A 15,079-nucleotide genomic window follows, 5' to 3' on the forward strand; every position below is an offset into this window, starting at 1 on the left:
CAACCTCCGTCATCTCGTGTCATCGCGAACAACCAAACAGAGAGCACCCTGAACGACGCTGATACATACACCTATGTCGGAAGACCGACACCGCGAGCCGTGCGACGATCACGCATGTGGATTCATCGACTGCGGGCCGGGCCCTGGCCATGGTCATGGCCGATCCGCGCGGGGCGCAGGCCCTCGCCGTGGATCTGCTCGCGACAGCCAAGCGCGAGGCGGATCCGGCTGGCGAAGTGACCGCGCTGCGGGCGCTCGGATTGGCCGCCCGGGAGCTACAGGACGCCGCCACGGCTGCGCACCAGCTGCGGCTTTCGGTGGCCGTGGCCCGGCGGGCAGGTCTGGCCGAGCTGGCCGCCGAATCCCGGATGAGCCTGGCGCTGGTCCTGGACGATCTTGGCCGCCCACGCTCGGCCGTACGGGAGATCGATCTGGCCCTGACCGCGCTGCGCGGCCTCCCGCTGGCGCGGGCGCGCATGCAACAGGGCATCCTGTTGCGCCGGCTGGGCCGGGAAGCCGACGCGCTGCGCGCCTACAGCACCGCGCTGGCCAGCTTCCGCCGGCACGGGGACCTGCTGTGGCAGGCCAGGGTGCTCACCAACCGCGGGGTGCTGCAGGCCTACCGCGGTGGGCTGAGCCAGGCACGCGCAGACCTTCTTCGCGCGCAGGAGCTGTATAGGGAGCTCGGTCTGACCTCGGCGGTGGCCCAGGTGGAGCACAACCTCGGTTTCGTCTCGGCCCAGGGCGGCGACCTGGTGTCCGCCTTGGACTGGTACGACCGCGCCGACGAGCATTTTCGGCGAAGCGGCTCACGTCCGGCGGTGGCGCTGATCGACCGGGCCGAGCTGCTGCTGGCGGCCCGGCTGCTGGGCGAGGCGCGGCAGGCCGCCCAGGACGCGGTGCAGGCCGCCACCGACGCGCAACTGGGATCCCTTGTCCCGCAAGCCAAGCTGCTGCTCGCCCAGAGCGCCCTGGCCGCGGGCGATCAGGCGGCCGCGCATGAGGCGGCCGGTCAGGCTCGGCGCGCCTTTCAGCGCCAGCAGCGCGAACGCTGGGCTGTGCATGCGCGCTATCTGGAATTGCGTTCCGCCGCCAGCCAGGATCGCGCCTCCCTGCGCAAGGTCGCCGCCGCGCTGGAAAATTCCGGCTGGGCCGAACAGGCGCTGGAGGCACGGCTGTTTCTCGCCTCCTGCGGCGACCAGGCTGCCCTGGCCGGGCTGGCGGCGCCACCGGCCAAGGCTGGTCTGGCCCGGTTGCGCATCCGCGCCTGGCACGGCCGGGCGCTCAGCCTGGTGCATCTCGGCGACCCGGCCGGGGCCAAACGAGCCCTCGACGCCGGGCTTCGCCTGCTCGATCAGTATCGGGCCGCCCTGGGCGCCACCGAGCTGCGGGTGCTCAGCTCCGGCGAGGGCGCGGACCTTGCGGCGCTTGGCATCCGGCTGGCCCTGGCCGATCACCGGCCCCGCCAGGTGCTGGCCTGGGCGGAGCGGTGGCGAGCGGCCACGTTGCGGCTGCGGCCGGCCCGCTCCCCCGACGACCCCGAGCTGACCCGCGATCTGGCCCAGCTGCGCCGGGTGGGCGCCGAGCTGACCGGCCAGGACGGCGACCCGGTACGCCGCCACCGCCTGCTGCGCCGGCAACGGGCGCTGGAGGAGGCGATCCGCAGACGCACCTGGCGGACCGGCGCCGCCATGTCCACAATGGACAAGGCCATCCCGCTGGAGCGGGTCATCGCCTCGCTCGGCGACCGAGCGCTAGTCGAGCTCGTGGAGGAGCAGGGCCACCTCATAGCACTGGTCGCCGTGGCCGGTCGGGTCCATCTGCGGCAGCTGGCCACGGCCGCGGCCACCACCGCCGAGGTCGCCGCGCTTCGGTTCGCCTTGCGCCGCTTGGTTTCCAGGTACGGCTCGGCCGCCTCGCAGGCCGCCGCCGACGCGGCCGCCAGGCACGGCCTTCGCCTTCTCGACGAGTGGCTGCTCGCACCGGTCCGGCCGCTGATCGGCGATCGCGAGCTCGTCATCGTCCCCACCGGGGCGCTGCAGGCGCTGCCGTGGTCGGCCCTGCCGAGCTGCGCCGGCCGCCCGATCACCGTCGCCCCCTCCGCCACGGTGTGGTGGCAGGCCGCCACCTCTGATCGCCACCACAAACCGGTGCCGCACACCGGAAAACGGCGCACGGTACTGGTGGCGGCGCAGGAACCGCCGTGCGCCGTCCCGGAGGTACAAGCGTTGGCCGCGCTGCTGACCCACGACGCCTCGCTGGTCGGCACTCAGGCCACTGTCCAGGCCACGCTCACCGCGATGGACGGCGCACACCGCGCGCACATCGCCGCGCACGGCGCCTTCCGCGCGGACAACCCGCTGTTTTCCTACCTGAGCCTGGCGGATGGCCCGATGACCGTGCACCACTTCACTTCTCTGCGCCGGATGCCAGAGCTGGTGGTGCTATCCGCGTGCGACACCGGCCTGTCGACGGTCTATCCCGGCGACGAGCTGATGGGCCTGAGCGCCACCCTGCTCGGCGCGGGAACCCGGACCCTCGTCGCGAGCACCGGCCCGGTCGAAGACACCGCGACCCAAACCCTCATGGTGCAGCTGCATCGTCACCTCGACGCCGGAACCGCGCCGTCGCATTCGCTGGCCTTGGCGCGCAGTGCAGCTGACCCGGACAGCTGGGCCACCGCACATTCATTCACCTGCTTCGGCGCGGGTACCGCCTGATACGTCGGATATCGGCGACGGCCCAGTCGCCCAGCCGACATCAACCGCCGTATCAGCCGCCTGCTCCCAGACCTCTGTCTGTCTGACAAGCGTGCCATCGGGGCACGCCGGACAGCTGGAGGCGCACAATGCCACTGCCCGATGAGCACACCGGCCCGTTGGTAAGCGCCAACGCTGCTCTGCTCCACCAGCTCGCCGCGGCGGGGGTCGCGGTCGAGATGTCACCGCCGCCTGAATCGCAGGATCGCTTGCGGCTCATGGTCTGGCCGGTGGCGCTGCTGCCGGAGGACGTTCCCGCGCAAGCAGGAAACCCGCTTCGGCTGCGGGTGCGCTATGTCGTGGCGGTGGGCGGGCCGGCCGAGGCGGCACTGGCGCTCTGGGATCGTTTGCTGGAAACAGAGCAGCCTTATCTGGTACCCGAAAAAGTCTCCTCGTCGCTATGGCAGGCGATCGGGGTGGGGCAGCGCCTCGGGTTGCTCTTCGAGGTTCCGGTTCAGTTCGCCAGGCCGGTCACCACGGCGCCCCGGGTGACCTCGCTGCCGAGCCTGGTTTCCATTTCCCTGCGCCGGGTTCACGGCCGCGTCGTCACCTCCGGTGGCGTGCCGCTGGCCGGGATGCGGGTGGCCGCCGCCGATGGCACCTCGGTCACCCATTCCGACACCAACGGCCACTTCGTGCTCAGCGGCGTCCAAGCCGATCAGCCGTTGCGGCTCAACGTCACGGGCCGCGGTCTGCGGCTCGCCGCCGAGGTTGCGGCCGTCTCGGCCGAACCCGTCGTCATCACCTGCGAAATCTAGGAGGTTAGTCGATGCCCATGTACTCCTCTCCCGGCATTTATGTCGAGGAGGTCTCCGGTGGCAGCAGGCCGATCGAGTCGGTCGGCACCAGCACCGCGGGATTCGTTGGCACAGCACCGGATCAGAACGCGCGCCGCGGCGAAGCCGTGGCCGTGAACAGCTGGTCGGAGTTCCTGCGGGTCTTCGTCGGGGACAGCCAGCAGGGCACCCCGCTGTCCCGCGCGATCTATGGCTTCTTCGACAATGGCGGCGGGCGCTGCTATGTCGTCAACATCGCGCCAGGTGAACCGTTGGCGGGCAAGGGCCGTCAGCGCAGCGGGCTGCGCCTGCTGGAGGCGATCGATGAGATCGCCGTGGTGGCCGCGCCCGGCTACACCGACGCACTGTCCTATGAGGACCTTCTGGCGCACTGCGAGCTGATGGGCGACCGGATGGCCATCCTGGACGGCCCCGAGCAGGTCGGCGATGTGGAGCGGCTCACCCGAGCCGGCGCCAGCGGTCTGCCCAAGCCCAAGCGGGCCGAGGGCGACCCCGCCCCGCAGGCCGCCGAGGAAAACGCCGGCCTGCGGCCGCGGCAGTCCGACTACGGCACGTTCTATGTGCCATGGCTCGTCGTACGCGACGCGCTGAGCGGTGACGTGGTGGGAACCCCGCCCAGCGGCCACGTCGCCGGGGTGTGGGCACGCAGCGACACCCTGCGCGGGGTGCACAAGGCCCCCGCCAACGAGCCGGTACGCGGCGCGGTCGACCTGACCTACCGGGTGACCAAGGTGGAGCAGGACATCCTCAACCCGGCCGGCGTCAACTGCATCCGTCACTTCCCCGCCGAAGGCATCCGCATCTGGGGAGCGCGGACACTGGCCGCCTCGGGCAGCGAATGGCGCTACCTCAACGTGCGCCGTCTTTTCAACATGCTCAAGGAGTCCATCGGCGACGGCACCCGCTGGATCGTCTTCGAGCCCAACGACAACCTGCTCTGGCGCTCGATCCGGCGAGACATTTCCGCCTTCCTGACAAGGGTTTGGCGCGATGGCGCGCTGCAGGGCCGCACCCCGCAGGAAGCCTTCTTCGTCAAGTGCGACGAGGAAACCAACCCGGCCGAGGTTCGCGACGCCGGCGAAGTGGTGACGCTCATCGGCGTCGCTCCGGTCAAACCGGCCGAATTTGTCATCTTCAAGATCAGTCAGTCCGCCGGTACCGGCGGCGAGCAGGCAGGAGCCTGACATGCCTGAAGTCACTGCACGTCCCGCCGCCCAGCCGGGCAATCTGGTGGACCCCTACCGCGCCTACAACTTCAAGCTGCTCATCAACAACGTCACCGAGGGCCACTTCACGGAGGTGGGCGGGCTTGGCGTCAAGGTGGAGACGATCGCCTACCGCGAGGCGGGCAACAACTCGGTGGTGCGGGCGATCCCCGGACGGGTCACCTACCAGCCGGTCACCCTGCGCTACGGGCTGACCTCCTCGGTCGAGCTGTGGGAATGGCTGATGACCGCGGTCGAGGGCCGGGTCAGCCGCCGCAACGTCTCGATCGTCATGCTGGACAGCTCCGGCTCGGCCGAGTCCATGCGCTGGAACCTGGTCAACGCGTGGCCCCAGGAATGGTACGGCTCCCCGCTCAACGCGATGAGCCGCGACCTCGCCGTCGAAACCCTAGTGCTGGCGCACGACGGACTCCAGCGGGAGATCAGCAATGTGGGCATGGCTGCTTAGCCTGGCCGGATTCGCTCGCCGGTTCATGGGCCGCGGCATCGCGAACCGGCCGAGCCCAGCGGTACGGCTGGGGGGCGTCGCCCCCCAGCCCGACCCGCCGGACTGGCCATCGGTGTTCCCGCGGCCGGCCACCGAATCCGACGACATCTATCCGGCAGCGCTGACCGATCCGCGCTGGTCCGACCTGTCTCGCCCGCGGGCCCTGCCGGCATCACCGCGGGCGGCGAACACCAACGGCGGCAGCCAATGGATCACGCCGCGCCGCTTAGGCTCGACGCCGATCCGCGATGGTGCCGAACGGATGCCGCCACAAGCGGCACCCGTTGCCGCGCCGACCCTTCCGCACGCGAGCCCCGGTGCCAACCAGACCTCGCCCGGCCCGACAGCCGGTGCCGACCACATCTCGCCACAAGTGACCCCCGGTGCCGACCCAACCTCAGCCCATTCAACTCCCGGTGCCGACCACGCCTCTCCACAAACGACTCCCGGTGCCGACGACGCCTCGCCCCACGTGGAGCGCCGTGCCCACCAGACCTCACCGCACGTGATGCCCGAGACCTCGCCACAAGCGGGGCACGGCGACCAGAACTCGCTCCACGCGGGGCCTCGTGGCCAGCAGGCCGAATGGCAAGCAACGCCCGGAGCCGATCAGATCACGCCACAAGCATTGCCCGGTCTCCACCAGACCTCGCCACAAGCGGGGTCTGGCACCCACCAAAGCCCGCTCCACGCGGTGCCCGAGACCTCGCCACCAGCGGAACTCGGCACCGACCGGGCCTGGCCTGAGCCGCAGGCGTCATTTGGCGACAGCGGCTGGCGGCTGCGGGATGGCTGGACGACAAGGGTTTCGCCCCGGCGAGACGAACCGGCCGCGGAAGGCGGCGGGCGAGCTGCGCCGGCTGAAGCGGCACATAGCCAAGCCGACGACCGCCCACGCCACGAGCTGGCGGCGATGCCGGGCGTGGTGGGCATCTGGCCATCGCTGCCCTGGCACGACAGCCCGGGCTCCGCAGCGGCGGGCGGTGAACGGCGAACGCAGCTGACCGCCGAGCGCCTGCCGCCGGGCGGATGGACCAAGACGTCCCCAGGCAACCTCACGGACTCAGCGCAATGGCCACAGCTGCTGGACGACAGCGAGCTCTGGATCGCCCCGGCCGCCGCGGCAGACGAGCGAAGGGTCCGCCGGCTTGATCGTGAACAGGAGGGTAGACCATGGAGCGCATAGCTTTTCTGGTCGATGAGACCGGCGAGCGGATCGACTGTCTGATCAATCCGGAGACCTTGGTCATGCGCCGGCTGGCCGGTGTGCGCCCGGCGGCGCTGCCAGGGGCGGTGATGGGCGCCGACGGCGACGACGTGTTGCTCTACACCGGCGGCGGCCGCACCGAGCTCGTGCTCGATCTGCTCTTCGATGTCGAGCTGATGGAGCCGGCGAACCGGCCCGACGATGTGCGCAAGCTGACCAGCCGGTTGTGGCGGCTGGCCGACAGCGGCGAGGGCAGGCCGCCCCAGGTGCGCCTGGTGTGGGGCAAGACCTGGAACCTGCCCGGAGTCGTGGTCAGTGTCGCCGAACGGCTCGACGCCATCGACGCCGCCGGCAATCCCCGCCGGTCTTGGCTGCGCCTGAAACTGGTGCGCACCAACGAGGAGGTCAAGGCGCGCCCGGCGAAGACCAATCAGAGCGCCGTGCAGGCGGTCGGCAACGGCTCCGGCTCCGATGGCGTGCGTTTCGATCTGCTGGCAGCCGATGCCCTCGGCGATCCGTCCCGGTGGCGGGAATTGGCCGAGCACAACGGAATCGCCGACCCGCTGCGGGTCCCGGCGGGGGCTGTGCTGGCGGTGCCGTCATGATCATTCCGAACGTTGAGGTACGCCTGAACGCCCGCCCGCTGGAAGCGAGAGTGCTCGCGTTACGCGTCGCCGCACGCATCTCCCAGCCCACCCAGGCAGAGGTGACCCTGGCCGGGCCGGCCGACGGCTGGCCGATCGGCGTCCCGCTGCGGATCAGTATCGACGACGAGATGCTCTTCGACGGTGAGGTCACCGCCATGGAGCTGATGCGCGGTCCGGGTTCTGAGTCGGCGTGGGTGTTGCGCGGCTACGATCTGCTGCACCGGTTACGCAAACGCCAGCAGCCAAGGGTTTTCGAGAACATCACGGTCGCCGACCTGGCCCGCGCGCTTGTCGCGGACTGCGGGCTCGAGGTCGAGTGCGACAACGCGGGTTCGCCGATCCCCCGCCTCGTGCAGCATCGCCAAACCGACTGGGAACTGTTGTCCCAGACGGCCGCCAGGCACGGCGTGTACCTGATCCTCGACGGCGACAAGCTGTGCCTGACCAAGCTGCGCCCACGCGGCGAGGCGATCGAGCTCAAGCTCGGCGACACGCTGTGGCAGGCGCGCATCGAAGCCAATGTGGATCGCTCGCTCGGCTCGGTGACCGCCATCGGCTGGCACGCCGAACAGGCCGAGGTGCGCAAGGAGAAAGCCACCGCGCCGAGGCGCGACAACCTGCCCGAGATAGCGGTCGACGCGACGCAAACCCTGGTCGATCAGCCGCTGGCCAATCTGGCGGAGGCGGCGCAGGCGGCGCTCGACCTGAGCGCGGCGCGCACAGTTCACCTCGACGGGACAGCACGCGGCAACACCGCGCTGCGTCCCGGCCGGGCGGTGGCGGTGCACGGCCTCGCTGACGCGGTCACCGGTGTCCACCCGTTGTGCAGCACCATCCACACCGTCACCGCCGAGGGCTATCAGACGTGGTTCAGCACGCAGCCGCCGTCGGTGGCCGCTGCCCCGTCCGGGGCGTCGGTCACGCTGGGGCGCGTCGAGTCGGTCGCCGATCCGCATGGTGCGGGCCGGGTTCAGGTGAGCCTGCCGGCCTACGGTGAGGTGGATCTGGGCTGGCTGAGCGTGTTGTGCCCGGGCGCGGGTCCGGGCAAGGGCATCGTGGCGCTGCCCGACGCCGGCGATCTGGTCGTGGTGGCGCTGCCGCACGAGAATCCGGCCGAAGCCATCGTGCTCGGCTCGCTCTACGGCCCGGCCACCCCACCGGACGCCGGTGTCGAGGGCGGCGCGGTGCGGCGCTGGACGCTGCACAGCGGTGCGGGCCAAAGCATCGTCATCGACGACGAGCACAAGCTGGTGCGTCTGTCCAATGCCGATGGTAGCCGCCTGGAGCTGGCCCCGGATCTGGTGACCCTGTGCGCGCACACCGACATGGTCATCGAGGCGCCGGGCCACCACCTGACCATCCGGTCGGCCGCGGTCGACTTCGAGCACGCCATGCTGCCCGAGGTGATCTCATGAAATGGATCGTCACCACCGCCGACATCCGCTGCGACCACGACGGCAAGGTGGCCAACAACCCGTCGCAGCACTGGGTGGAGATCTCCGGGCATCCGGTGCTCGTCGACGACGACCCGCAGGGGCGGGCGATCGCGCGCTGTCCCAACATCGGGGCCACCATGAAGCCCTGCGTGAAGACGCTGCGCGTCGCCGTCGGCTACAGCGATTGGATCCGCATCGACGGCCACGCCATCGTCCTGGACACCCTCGACGGCTTGACCGACGGCACCGTCCCCGGCACGGTGCACTACCGCGTGCGTACCCCCGGACAGTCCTTTGTGGAGGCTGAATCATGAATTCATTGCGTTTCGCGGCCGAGGAAGGCCCGGTGGTCACCGCCGCGGGCAGGCTGGCCATGGTGCACGGGGACGAGGCCATCCGGCAGGCCATCATCCTGCTGCTGGGCACCGCGCCCGGCGAACGCTTGATGCGGCCCGACTACGGCTCGCACCTGCATCGGCTTTTGTTCTCGGCCAACGATCAGACCACGGCCGGGCTTGCCATCCACTACGTGAAGCAGGCGCTCCAGCGCTGGGAGCCCCGTATCGAGGTGGAGGAGGTCGACGCCGATCCCGATCCCGATGTCGCCTCACGCCTCAACATCCATCTGCGGTACCGAGTCAAGCAGACCCTCACCATCGATGTCCTGCAGTATCCGCTTTCCCTTGGAGCGACGCCATGAGCATTCCCGTGCCCAACCTGGACGACCGCACCTTCGCCGATCTGGTCGCCGACGCCACCAGCCGGGTGCAGCGGCTGTGTCCACAGTGGAGCGACCTGTCGGTGCACGACCCCGGGTCGGTGCTGTTGGAGGCTTTCGCCTACCTCACCGACGTCATGCTGTTCCGGCTCAACCGATTGCCGGAGAAGGCCTATCTGGAGTTCCTCAACCTGCTCGGGGTCAGCCGGCATCCGCCCGCGGCGGCCTGGACGCAGCTCACCTTCAGCCGGGTCGGCCAGGACGCCACCGAGCGGATAGTCGTTCCGGCCGGCACGAAAGTGGCCGCGGTGCGGGGCAGCGATCCGCAGCCGGTCGTCTTCACCACCACCCAGCCGATCGCGCTGGCGGCGGGCGAGGCGCAAGCCTCGGTGCGCGCCTATCACTGCGAGCTGGTCGACGGCGAGCTGCTCGGGCTGGGCACCGGGCTGCCCGGTCAGGTGCTGCGCACCACCCGCGCGCCGCTGGTGAGCACCGGCGAGGCGCTGGAGGTCATGCTGGGCGTGGAGACCACGGCGCCCGCCGAAGGCGCCGCGGCACGCGAGTTCATGGGACTCACCTTCGAGATCTGGCCGGAGGTCGCCACCTTCGCCGGGCTCAACCCCGATGAGCGCGGTTACCTGCTGGACCGGGCCTCCGGTGTGGTCACCTTCGCGCCGGCGCTGGACCGGCTGGCCACTCCGGCCGCGGTGCCGCAGGCGCATCGCCAGATCAGGATGTGGTACAGGGTGGGCGGCGGCGAGACCGGAAACGTTGCCGCGCAAACACTCACCGGGTTGCGCGACCCCATCGCCGGGGTGCGGGTGAGCAACCCCGACCCGGCGCGCGGGGGGCGCGACATCGAGCCGGTCGACGCGGCGGCCAAACGCGGCCCCTACGAGCTGTTCACGTTGCACCGCGCCATCACCGCCCGCGACTTCGAGCTGCTGGCCACCGCCGGATCCCCCGCGGTGGCCCGGGCCAAGGCCTTCACCCGGGCGTCGATGTGGTCGTTCGCGCGGCCGGGCGAGGTCGAGGTGACCCTGGTGCCCTTCGTCGCGGAGGCGGCACGGCCGGGCTGGCGGCTGCCGGTGGAGACGCTGGCCGACCGCCAGCTGGACGAGGTGCGCCTGGAGGCGCAGGCCGACCTGGACCGCAGACGGGCTTTGGGCACCAGCGTGACCACGACGTGGGCGCGGTACAAGACAGTGTCGGTGCGGGGCCGGGTCGTGGTCGGCCGCCAGGAGGATCTGGAGGCGGTGCGGCGGCGCATTCACGACCGGCTGCACCAGACGATCAGCCCGCTGCCCGCGCCCGGCACCGCCGACGGCTGGGCCTTCGGCGAGCCGCTGCGGGCGTCCAATGTGTACAGGATCCTGGAACAGGCCGAACCCGGCGTGCGTTACGTGGAAAACGTTCGCTTCGTCGTGGACGGCGCGCCCGATCGCGAGATCCGGTCCATCGCCGCCGACGGGTATCAGCGCGGCACTTGGTACGCCGGCGGGGGCGAGACGGTTTTCCGCTCCACCAACGACGGTGAAGGCTGGGAGCTGATCGCGCGGTTCCCCGAGGAAACGGTGCGGCAGGTGCTACCGGCCCCGGTCAGCGATCGCCCCGGGGTGGTGGCAAGGCCCGGTGCGGTCGCCGTGATCACGTCGCTGGCCGAGGGCGGATCGGCGCTTCACGTCTCGGCCGATCTCGGCGAAACCTGGCGCAAACTCGGTGAGATTGACGCGCTCGTGCTGGAGGCCGCCTGGATCGACCGGGAGGAGGCGGTGTCGCTGCTGCTGGCCACCGACGTCGGTCTTTACGAGCAGTCCCTGCTCGACGGCGCGGTGCCGCTGCAGATCATCGTCGACACCAAGGACGCCGACCGCGGCTTCTACTCGGTCAAGGCTTTCGTCTCCGAGCGCGGCGGATGGGCGGTGGCACTGGCCGCACAGGGCCAGCACGGGGTCTACCTGTCCACCGCGGGCGGGCGTCAGGACACCTTCGCGCACATAGGTTTGAAGGGCACCGACACCCGAACCCTCGCCGTGCAGATCGACGGCCCGCACACCCACCTGTGGGTGGGCACCGGCATGGCCGATCCCCGTCAGCCGGGCAAGGGCTGTTACCGGGCAAGGCTTTTCGAGGCCGACATCCGGTGGCAGGAGCTGTCGTCGGGGTGGACCGGCGGAACCTGCTGGGACGTGGACTTCATGGGCGGCAGCGCCTTCGCCGCCACCCAGAGCGCCGGGATTCTCCAGCTGGACGTCAACTCCGCCACCCCGCAATGGGAGACGCCGTCGGTCAACTGCGGGCTGCCGCTGCGTGACCGCACCCGCTTCGAGCCGGTCCAGTCCGTGGCCGCCACCACGGCCGGGCAGGTCCTGGTGGCCGGCATTCGCGGCGTACACCGCAGAACCGGTGCCCTGGCTTGGAAAGCGGCCGCCAGCACCGAGCTGGCGCAGCTGGTCACCATTCCGCCGACGTGGCTGCTGGTCTCCGGCGACCACGACATCGAGGTGGTGAGCGAAGATGCGTAGCGAGGCGATCGCCACCCTGCTTCCCGCGGCCTATCAGCGGGCGATCCATCCCTCCGGGGTACTGGCCGCGCTGCTGGACGTGATGGAAAGCCAGCACGAGGCGAGCGAAACCCTGCTGGAGACCGTCGAGGATCTGTTCCACCCCTATCGCTGTCCCGACCGCATGGTGGCCTTCCTCGCCCGCTGGGTGGCGGTGGACCACCTCGGGGCCAACCGGGATCTGGTCGCCCGGGGCAGCGCCCTGGCCCAGTCCCGGGGGACGGCGGCCGGGCTGCGCGAGGCGATACAGCTGGCCACCGGGCTGGCCGAGGTCGCCATTGAGGAGCGGGCCGACCGCCCCTTCCACCTCATCGTCAGGGTTCCCGACGGATTCGATCGGGTCGAGCACCTGCGCCAGATCGTCGAGCTGGAAAAACCAGCCGCCACCACCTACGAAATAGGAGTTTTGATATGAGCACCAAGTGGGTCGTCACCACCGCCACCGAGCGGGTCACCCTCGACAACACGCGCAGCGCGGAGATCACCTTTACCGTGACCAACCAGGCCGAACGCAGTGCCCGCGCGCTGTTCGACATTCGCACCGGCACCGGGGTCGACACGTCCTGGTTCGCCATCGACGATCCGCAGCGCCTGGTGCGCCCGGCGGCCTCCGTGCCCTACCTGGTGCGCATCGCCGTTCCGGCACAGGTCGCCCCCGGGTCTTACGACTTCGAGGCGCGGGTCTGCCCGCCGGATGCCGCGCCGGAGGAGAACTTCGTGCTCAGCCGCCGGGTGCTGCTCGAAGTTCCGGCCCCGCCGGCGCCACCGAAGCGCAAATGGCCATGGTGGCTGATAGCCATCGCCGCGGCCATCCTCGCTCTGGTGATCGGTGTCATCACCTGGCTGGCGTGGCCCACCGCGCAGGCACCGCAGGCCCTGCCCAGCCCGACACCTTCGGTCTCCCCTGCCGTGGCCGCCGAGTACGTTCCCGTTCCGAAGGTGATCGGCCTCAGCCTGCCCGATGCGCTCACCTCCTTGCAGAAGGCGGGTTTCACGCAGGGCACGACGGTGTACCGTTTCGAACCCGGCAGCCCCAACCTGGTCACCCGGCAGGGAATGCCGCCCGGCACCCTGGCTGTCAAGGGCAGCCGGATGGACATGGAGATCTTCATTCCCACCACCAAGCCGACCATCCTGTCCCCCAAAGCGGGCTCCAACGTCACCCCCAACTCCATGCCCCTGGTGACATGGTCGGCAGCGCAGCCGACGGTCAGCCGGTGGCTGGTCACGGTGCAACCGGAACGGTGCAGCAAGACCGCGGCCGGAACGGAGACGTGCAGCGGCGGGCCTCTCCTTCCGGCACAGCTCGTCGGCGCTCGTGAGCACATGCCGCCGCTTCCGACTTTGTCCTATGTGGACACCACCAAGGCGGGCTGGCGTCACAACGGCTTCATCACCATCTACGTCCAGCCGGTCGATGACATCGGCCTCTGGGGCGAGCCCGCCTCGATCCGCTTGTACCTGGAGCACTGACATGCCCGCGCTGACCCGTGGGCAGAAGATTCTGGCGCTGGTGGCGGTGCTCATCGTCGCGCTCTACGTGACCGGCGTCGCCACTCAGCAGGGGTCCACCGGCAAGGTGGACCCCACCGAGAACGGCTTGGTCAAGATGCTGGGCCGCTGGTTCGGCAGCCCCGATCAGGCCGAGCCGGGCGAGCTTTCCGCGCCCTGCCTGGCCCAGCAGCAACTGACCATAAAGGACAGTTGTGTGCTGACGGTGGCCTCCTCCGACAAGGATCTGCGTGAGGTGGTGTTGCGCGCGCAGCAACCGGTGCGGCTGCACACCCGCGCCCCACACGACGATTCCTTCCTGGACAAGGACTTGACCGCCGGAGAAGAGGTCAAGGTGACCGTGGACTCCTCCGGCGGCGACGTCACCCTTACCTGTTCCTCCTGCGTGGTACTGGTGGGTGAGTGAGATGGATAGGCTGCGCACCCCGTTCTTCTTCATCAGCCTGGTGGCGCTCGGGCTCGTGGTGCTGGTGGAGACCGGCAGCTCGTTCCTGCTGGGCCTGCAACCGGCCATGGGCACGGCCGCCGAGCTCGGCGCCGACGTGCCACCCGGTGCGCCGGAAAACCCAGGCGGCCTTGCCATCTCCTATCTGGCTCTGATCGATGTCATCGTGCTCGGCACGGTGGCCCTGATGGCGGTGGGCATCGTCTTCTCCAAGCGGCTGCACGCTCGCGCGCAGGGAATCATCACCCTGATCGGGGCGATCGTTCTCATCCTCATCGCGATCGTGCTGCTGATAGTGGCCATCGCCCAGCTGATCCTCATGGTTTCGCTGCTGCTCGCGATTCCGTTCGGCACCATCGCCTACCTGATCATTTGGGGCTCTTTCCCGCGCGGCGAGGCGGCGGTCGTGCTGTCGCTCATCATGTTTCTCAAGCTGGTCGCGGTGGCCTTCCTCATCGCGGCACAACAGCGGTTCCTTCAGAACAAGGGGCTCGTGGCGCTCATCCTGACCTCGTTGCTGGGCAACGTGGTCGCGGTCTTCCTGCACGGTCTTGTCCCGGGCATCCTGGTCAGCATCACCGACGACATAGCCGCGATCGTGTTCGCGGTGGTGGCCATCATCTGGGCCATCATCCTGCTCATCGGCTCGATCCCGGCCATCGTGCGCGCCCTGCAGGTCACGGTGGAGAGCAAACCCGTGCCCTCGTCGTAAAACAGTGGTGGCGCCAGCGGCGTGGGGGTTCGCCGCTGGCGCCGGGACCGGTGCAACGTTTTGCCGGCTCAGCTCTCGGTGGCCGGCTCCGCCGTGGCACCGTTGATGGCGATGCGCTTGGGCTCGTCATCGGAGAAGGCGCCGCTTACCCGAACGGTCAGCACGCCGTCGCTGTAGTCAGCACTCAGCGCTTCCGCCGTGACATGGCGCGGCACGGTGAAGCTTCGCCGGAACGAGCCGTATCGGACCTCACGCAGGCGATAGACGGAGCTGTCCTCCGCCCGCTCATCGCGGCGCTCGCCGTGGATGACCAGACGGCCATTGGTCAGCTCGACGGTGACGTCCTTGGTGATGTCCACCCCGGGCAGTTCGACGCGGACCACGGCGTCCGTGCCGTCACGCACGATCTCGGCTGCGGGCACGAAAGCATCCTTCTGAGCCGGCCCGAAGCCACGGCGAAGGAGGACGCTGTCGAAGCTGGCGAACGGGTCGCGCCTGGTCAAAAGGGTCAGGTTGGTCATTTTGTCGTCTCCTGGGAGTCTCAAGTTTTGTCCACCTGACAGACCAAA

Annotated in this window: 15 protein-coding genes; 14 read left to right on the plus strand and 1 reads right to left on the minus strand. The window is 69.6% G+C overall.

Features of this window, described 5'->3' with window-relative positions; translation table 11 throughout:
- The first annotated feature begins 149 nt into the window (after positions 1-149).
- From Rhe02_RS00945 to Rhe02_RS01010, 14 genes are all read left to right on the plus strand, one after another.
- Entirely contained in the window at positions 150-2,720 is a 2,571-nt protein-coding gene (locus Rhe02_RS00945) for a CHAT domain-containing protein (protein ID WP_203906241.1), read from the plus strand.
- Positions 2,721-2,848: 128 nt separating this feature from the next.
- A complete protein-coding gene (locus Rhe02_RS00950; RefSeq protein WP_203906057.1) occupies positions 2,849-3,517 on the plus strand; it encodes a carboxypeptidase regulatory-like domain-containing protein in 669 nt (222 codons plus the stop codon).
- An 11-nt stretch (positions 3,518-3,528) separates the two neighbouring features.
- Positions 3,529-4,740 carry a phage tail sheath family protein gene (locus tag Rhe02_RS00955; RefSeq protein WP_203906058.1) on the plus strand — a complete coding sequence of 404 codons (1,212 nt, stop codon included), beginning with the start codon at positions 3,529-3,531 and terminating at the stop codon, positions 4,738-4,740.
- Position 4,741: 1 nt separating this feature from the next.
- Complete coding sequence (locus Rhe02_RS00960; RefSeq protein WP_203906059.1) at positions 4,742-5,230, plus strand: phage tail protein; 489 nt, start codon at positions 4,742-4,744, stop codon at positions 5,228-5,230.
- On the plus strand, positions 5,211-6,455 hold the full coding sequence (locus tag Rhe02_RS00965; protein WP_203906060.1) for a hypothetical protein: 1,245 nt from the start codon (positions 5,211-5,213) through the stop codon (positions 6,453-6,455). Before Rhe02_RS00960 ends, Rhe02_RS00965 begins: the two co-directional genes overlap by 20 nt.
- Positions 6,443-7,081, plus strand: coding sequence for a CIS tube protein (locus tag Rhe02_RS00970; protein ID WP_203906061.1), 639 nt, complete (start codon positions 6,443-6,445; stop codon positions 7,079-7,081). Before Rhe02_RS00965 ends, Rhe02_RS00970 begins: the two co-directional genes overlap by 13 nt.
- Positions 7,078-8,538 carry a phage baseplate assembly protein V gene (locus Rhe02_RS00975; RefSeq protein WP_203906062.1) on the plus strand — a complete coding sequence of 487 codons (1,461 nt, stop codon included), beginning with the start codon at positions 7,078-7,080 and terminating at the stop codon, positions 8,536-8,538. The genes Rhe02_RS00970 and Rhe02_RS00975 overlap by 4 nt, the downstream gene beginning before the upstream one ends.
- Positions 8,535-8,873, plus strand: a complete 339-nt coding sequence (locus Rhe02_RS00980) for a hypothetical protein (RefSeq protein WP_203906063.1) — start codon at positions 8,535-8,537, stop codon at positions 8,871-8,873. The genes Rhe02_RS00975 and Rhe02_RS00980 overlap by 4 nt, the downstream gene beginning before the upstream one ends.
- On the plus strand, positions 8,870-9,259 hold the full coding sequence (locus Rhe02_RS00985) for a GPW/gp25 family protein (protein WP_203906064.1): 390 nt from the start codon (positions 8,870-8,872) through the stop codon (positions 9,257-9,259). The genes Rhe02_RS00980 and Rhe02_RS00985 overlap by 4 nt, the downstream gene beginning before the upstream one ends.
- Positions 9,256-11,802: a putative baseplate assembly protein gene (locus Rhe02_RS00990; protein ID WP_203906065.1), complete on the plus strand. Its 2,547-nt coding sequence runs from the start codon at positions 9,256-9,258 to the stop codon at positions 11,800-11,802. Before Rhe02_RS00985 ends, Rhe02_RS00990 begins: the two co-directional genes overlap by 4 nt.
- Positions 11,795-12,256: a phage tail protein gene (locus tag Rhe02_RS00995; protein WP_203906066.1), complete on the plus strand. Its 462-nt coding sequence runs from the start codon at positions 11,795-11,797 to the stop codon at positions 12,254-12,256. The genes Rhe02_RS00990 and Rhe02_RS00995 overlap by 8 nt, the downstream gene beginning before the upstream one ends.
- Positions 12,253-13,314 (plus strand): PASTA domain-containing protein, encoded by a 1,062-nt coding sequence (locus Rhe02_RS01000; protein WP_203906067.1) that lies wholly within the window; start codon positions 12,253-12,255, stop codon positions 13,312-13,314. The genes Rhe02_RS00995 and Rhe02_RS01000 overlap by 4 nt, the downstream gene beginning before the upstream one ends.
- A 1-nt stretch (position 13,315) precedes the next feature.
- Positions 13,316-13,759: a hypothetical protein gene (locus tag Rhe02_RS01005; protein WP_203906068.1), complete on the plus strand. Its 444-nt coding sequence runs from the start codon at positions 13,316-13,318 to the stop codon at positions 13,757-13,759.
- A 1-nt stretch (position 13,760) separates the two neighbouring features.
- Complete coding sequence (locus tag Rhe02_RS01010; RefSeq protein WP_203906242.1) at positions 13,761-14,510, plus strand: hypothetical protein; 750 nt, start codon at positions 13,761-13,763, stop codon at positions 14,508-14,510.
- Between the two features lie 68 nt (positions 14,511-14,578).
- Here Rhe02_RS01010 and Rhe02_RS01015 read toward each other — a convergent pair whose 3' ends face one another.
- A complete protein-coding gene (locus Rhe02_RS01015; protein ID WP_203906069.1) occupies positions 14,579-15,031 on the minus strand; it encodes an Hsp20/alpha crystallin family protein in 453 nt (150 codons plus the stop codon).
- Positions 15,032-15,079 lie beyond the last annotated feature (48 nt).

Source organism: Rhizocola hellebori (genome assembly GCF_016862955.1).
Lineage (GTDB): Bacteria > Actinomycetota > Actinomycetes > Mycobacteriales > Micromonosporaceae > Rhizocola > Rhizocola hellebori.

Coding starts and splice junctions, on each gene's coding strand:
- Rhe02_RS01010 (WP_203906242.1), top strand. CDS start 13,761: ATGGATAGGCTGCGCACCCCGTTCTTCTTCATCAGCCTGGTGGCGCTC.
- Rhe02_RS00975 (WP_203906062.1), top strand. CDS start 7,078: ATGATCATTCCGAACGTTGAGGTACGCCTGAACGCCCGCCCGCTGGAA.
- Rhe02_RS01015 (WP_203906069.1), bottom strand. CDS start 15,031: ATGACCAACCTGACCCTTTTGACCAGGCGCGACCCGTTCGCCAGCTTC.
- Rhe02_RS00970 (WP_203906061.1), top strand. CDS start 6,443: ATGGAGCGCATAGCTTTTCTGGTCGATGAGACCGGCGAGCGGATCGAC.
- Rhe02_RS00960 (WP_203906059.1), top strand. CDS start 4,742: ATGCCTGAAGTCACTGCACGTCCCGCCGCCCAGCCGGGCAATCTGGTG.
- Rhe02_RS01000 (WP_203906067.1), top strand. CDS start 12,253: ATGAGCACCAAGTGGGTCGTCACCACCGCCACCGAGCGGGTCACCCTC.
- Rhe02_RS00965 (WP_203906060.1), top strand. CDS start 5,211: ATGTGGGCATGGCTGCTTAGCCTGGCCGGATTCGCTCGCCGGTTCATG.
- Rhe02_RS00985 (WP_203906064.1), top strand. CDS start 8,870: ATGAATTCATTGCGTTTCGCGGCCGAGGAAGGCCCGGTGGTCACCGCC.
- Rhe02_RS00955 (WP_203906058.1), top strand. CDS start 3,529: ATGCCCATGTACTCCTCTCCCGGCATTTATGTCGAGGAGGTCTCCGGT.
- Rhe02_RS00945 (WP_203906241.1), top strand. CDS start 150: ATGGTCATGGCCGATCCGCGCGGGGCGCAGGCCCTCGCCGTGGATCTG.
- Rhe02_RS00980 (WP_203906063.1), top strand. CDS start 8,535: ATGAAATGGATCGTCACCACCGCCGACATCCGCTGCGACCACGACGGC.
- Rhe02_RS01005 (WP_203906068.1), top strand. CDS start 13,316: ATGCCCGCGCTGACCCGTGGGCAGAAGATTCTGGCGCTGGTGGCGGTG.
- Rhe02_RS00995 (WP_203906066.1), top strand. CDS start 11,795: ATGCGTAGCGAGGCGATCGCCACCCTGCTTCCCGCGGCCTATCAGCGG.
- Rhe02_RS00990 (WP_203906065.1), top strand. CDS start 9,256: ATGAGCATTCCCGTGCCCAACCTGGACGACCGCACCTTCGCCGATCTG.
- Rhe02_RS00950 (WP_203906057.1), top strand. CDS start 2,849: ATGCCACTGCCCGATGAGCACACCGGCCCGTTGGTAAGCGCCAACGCT.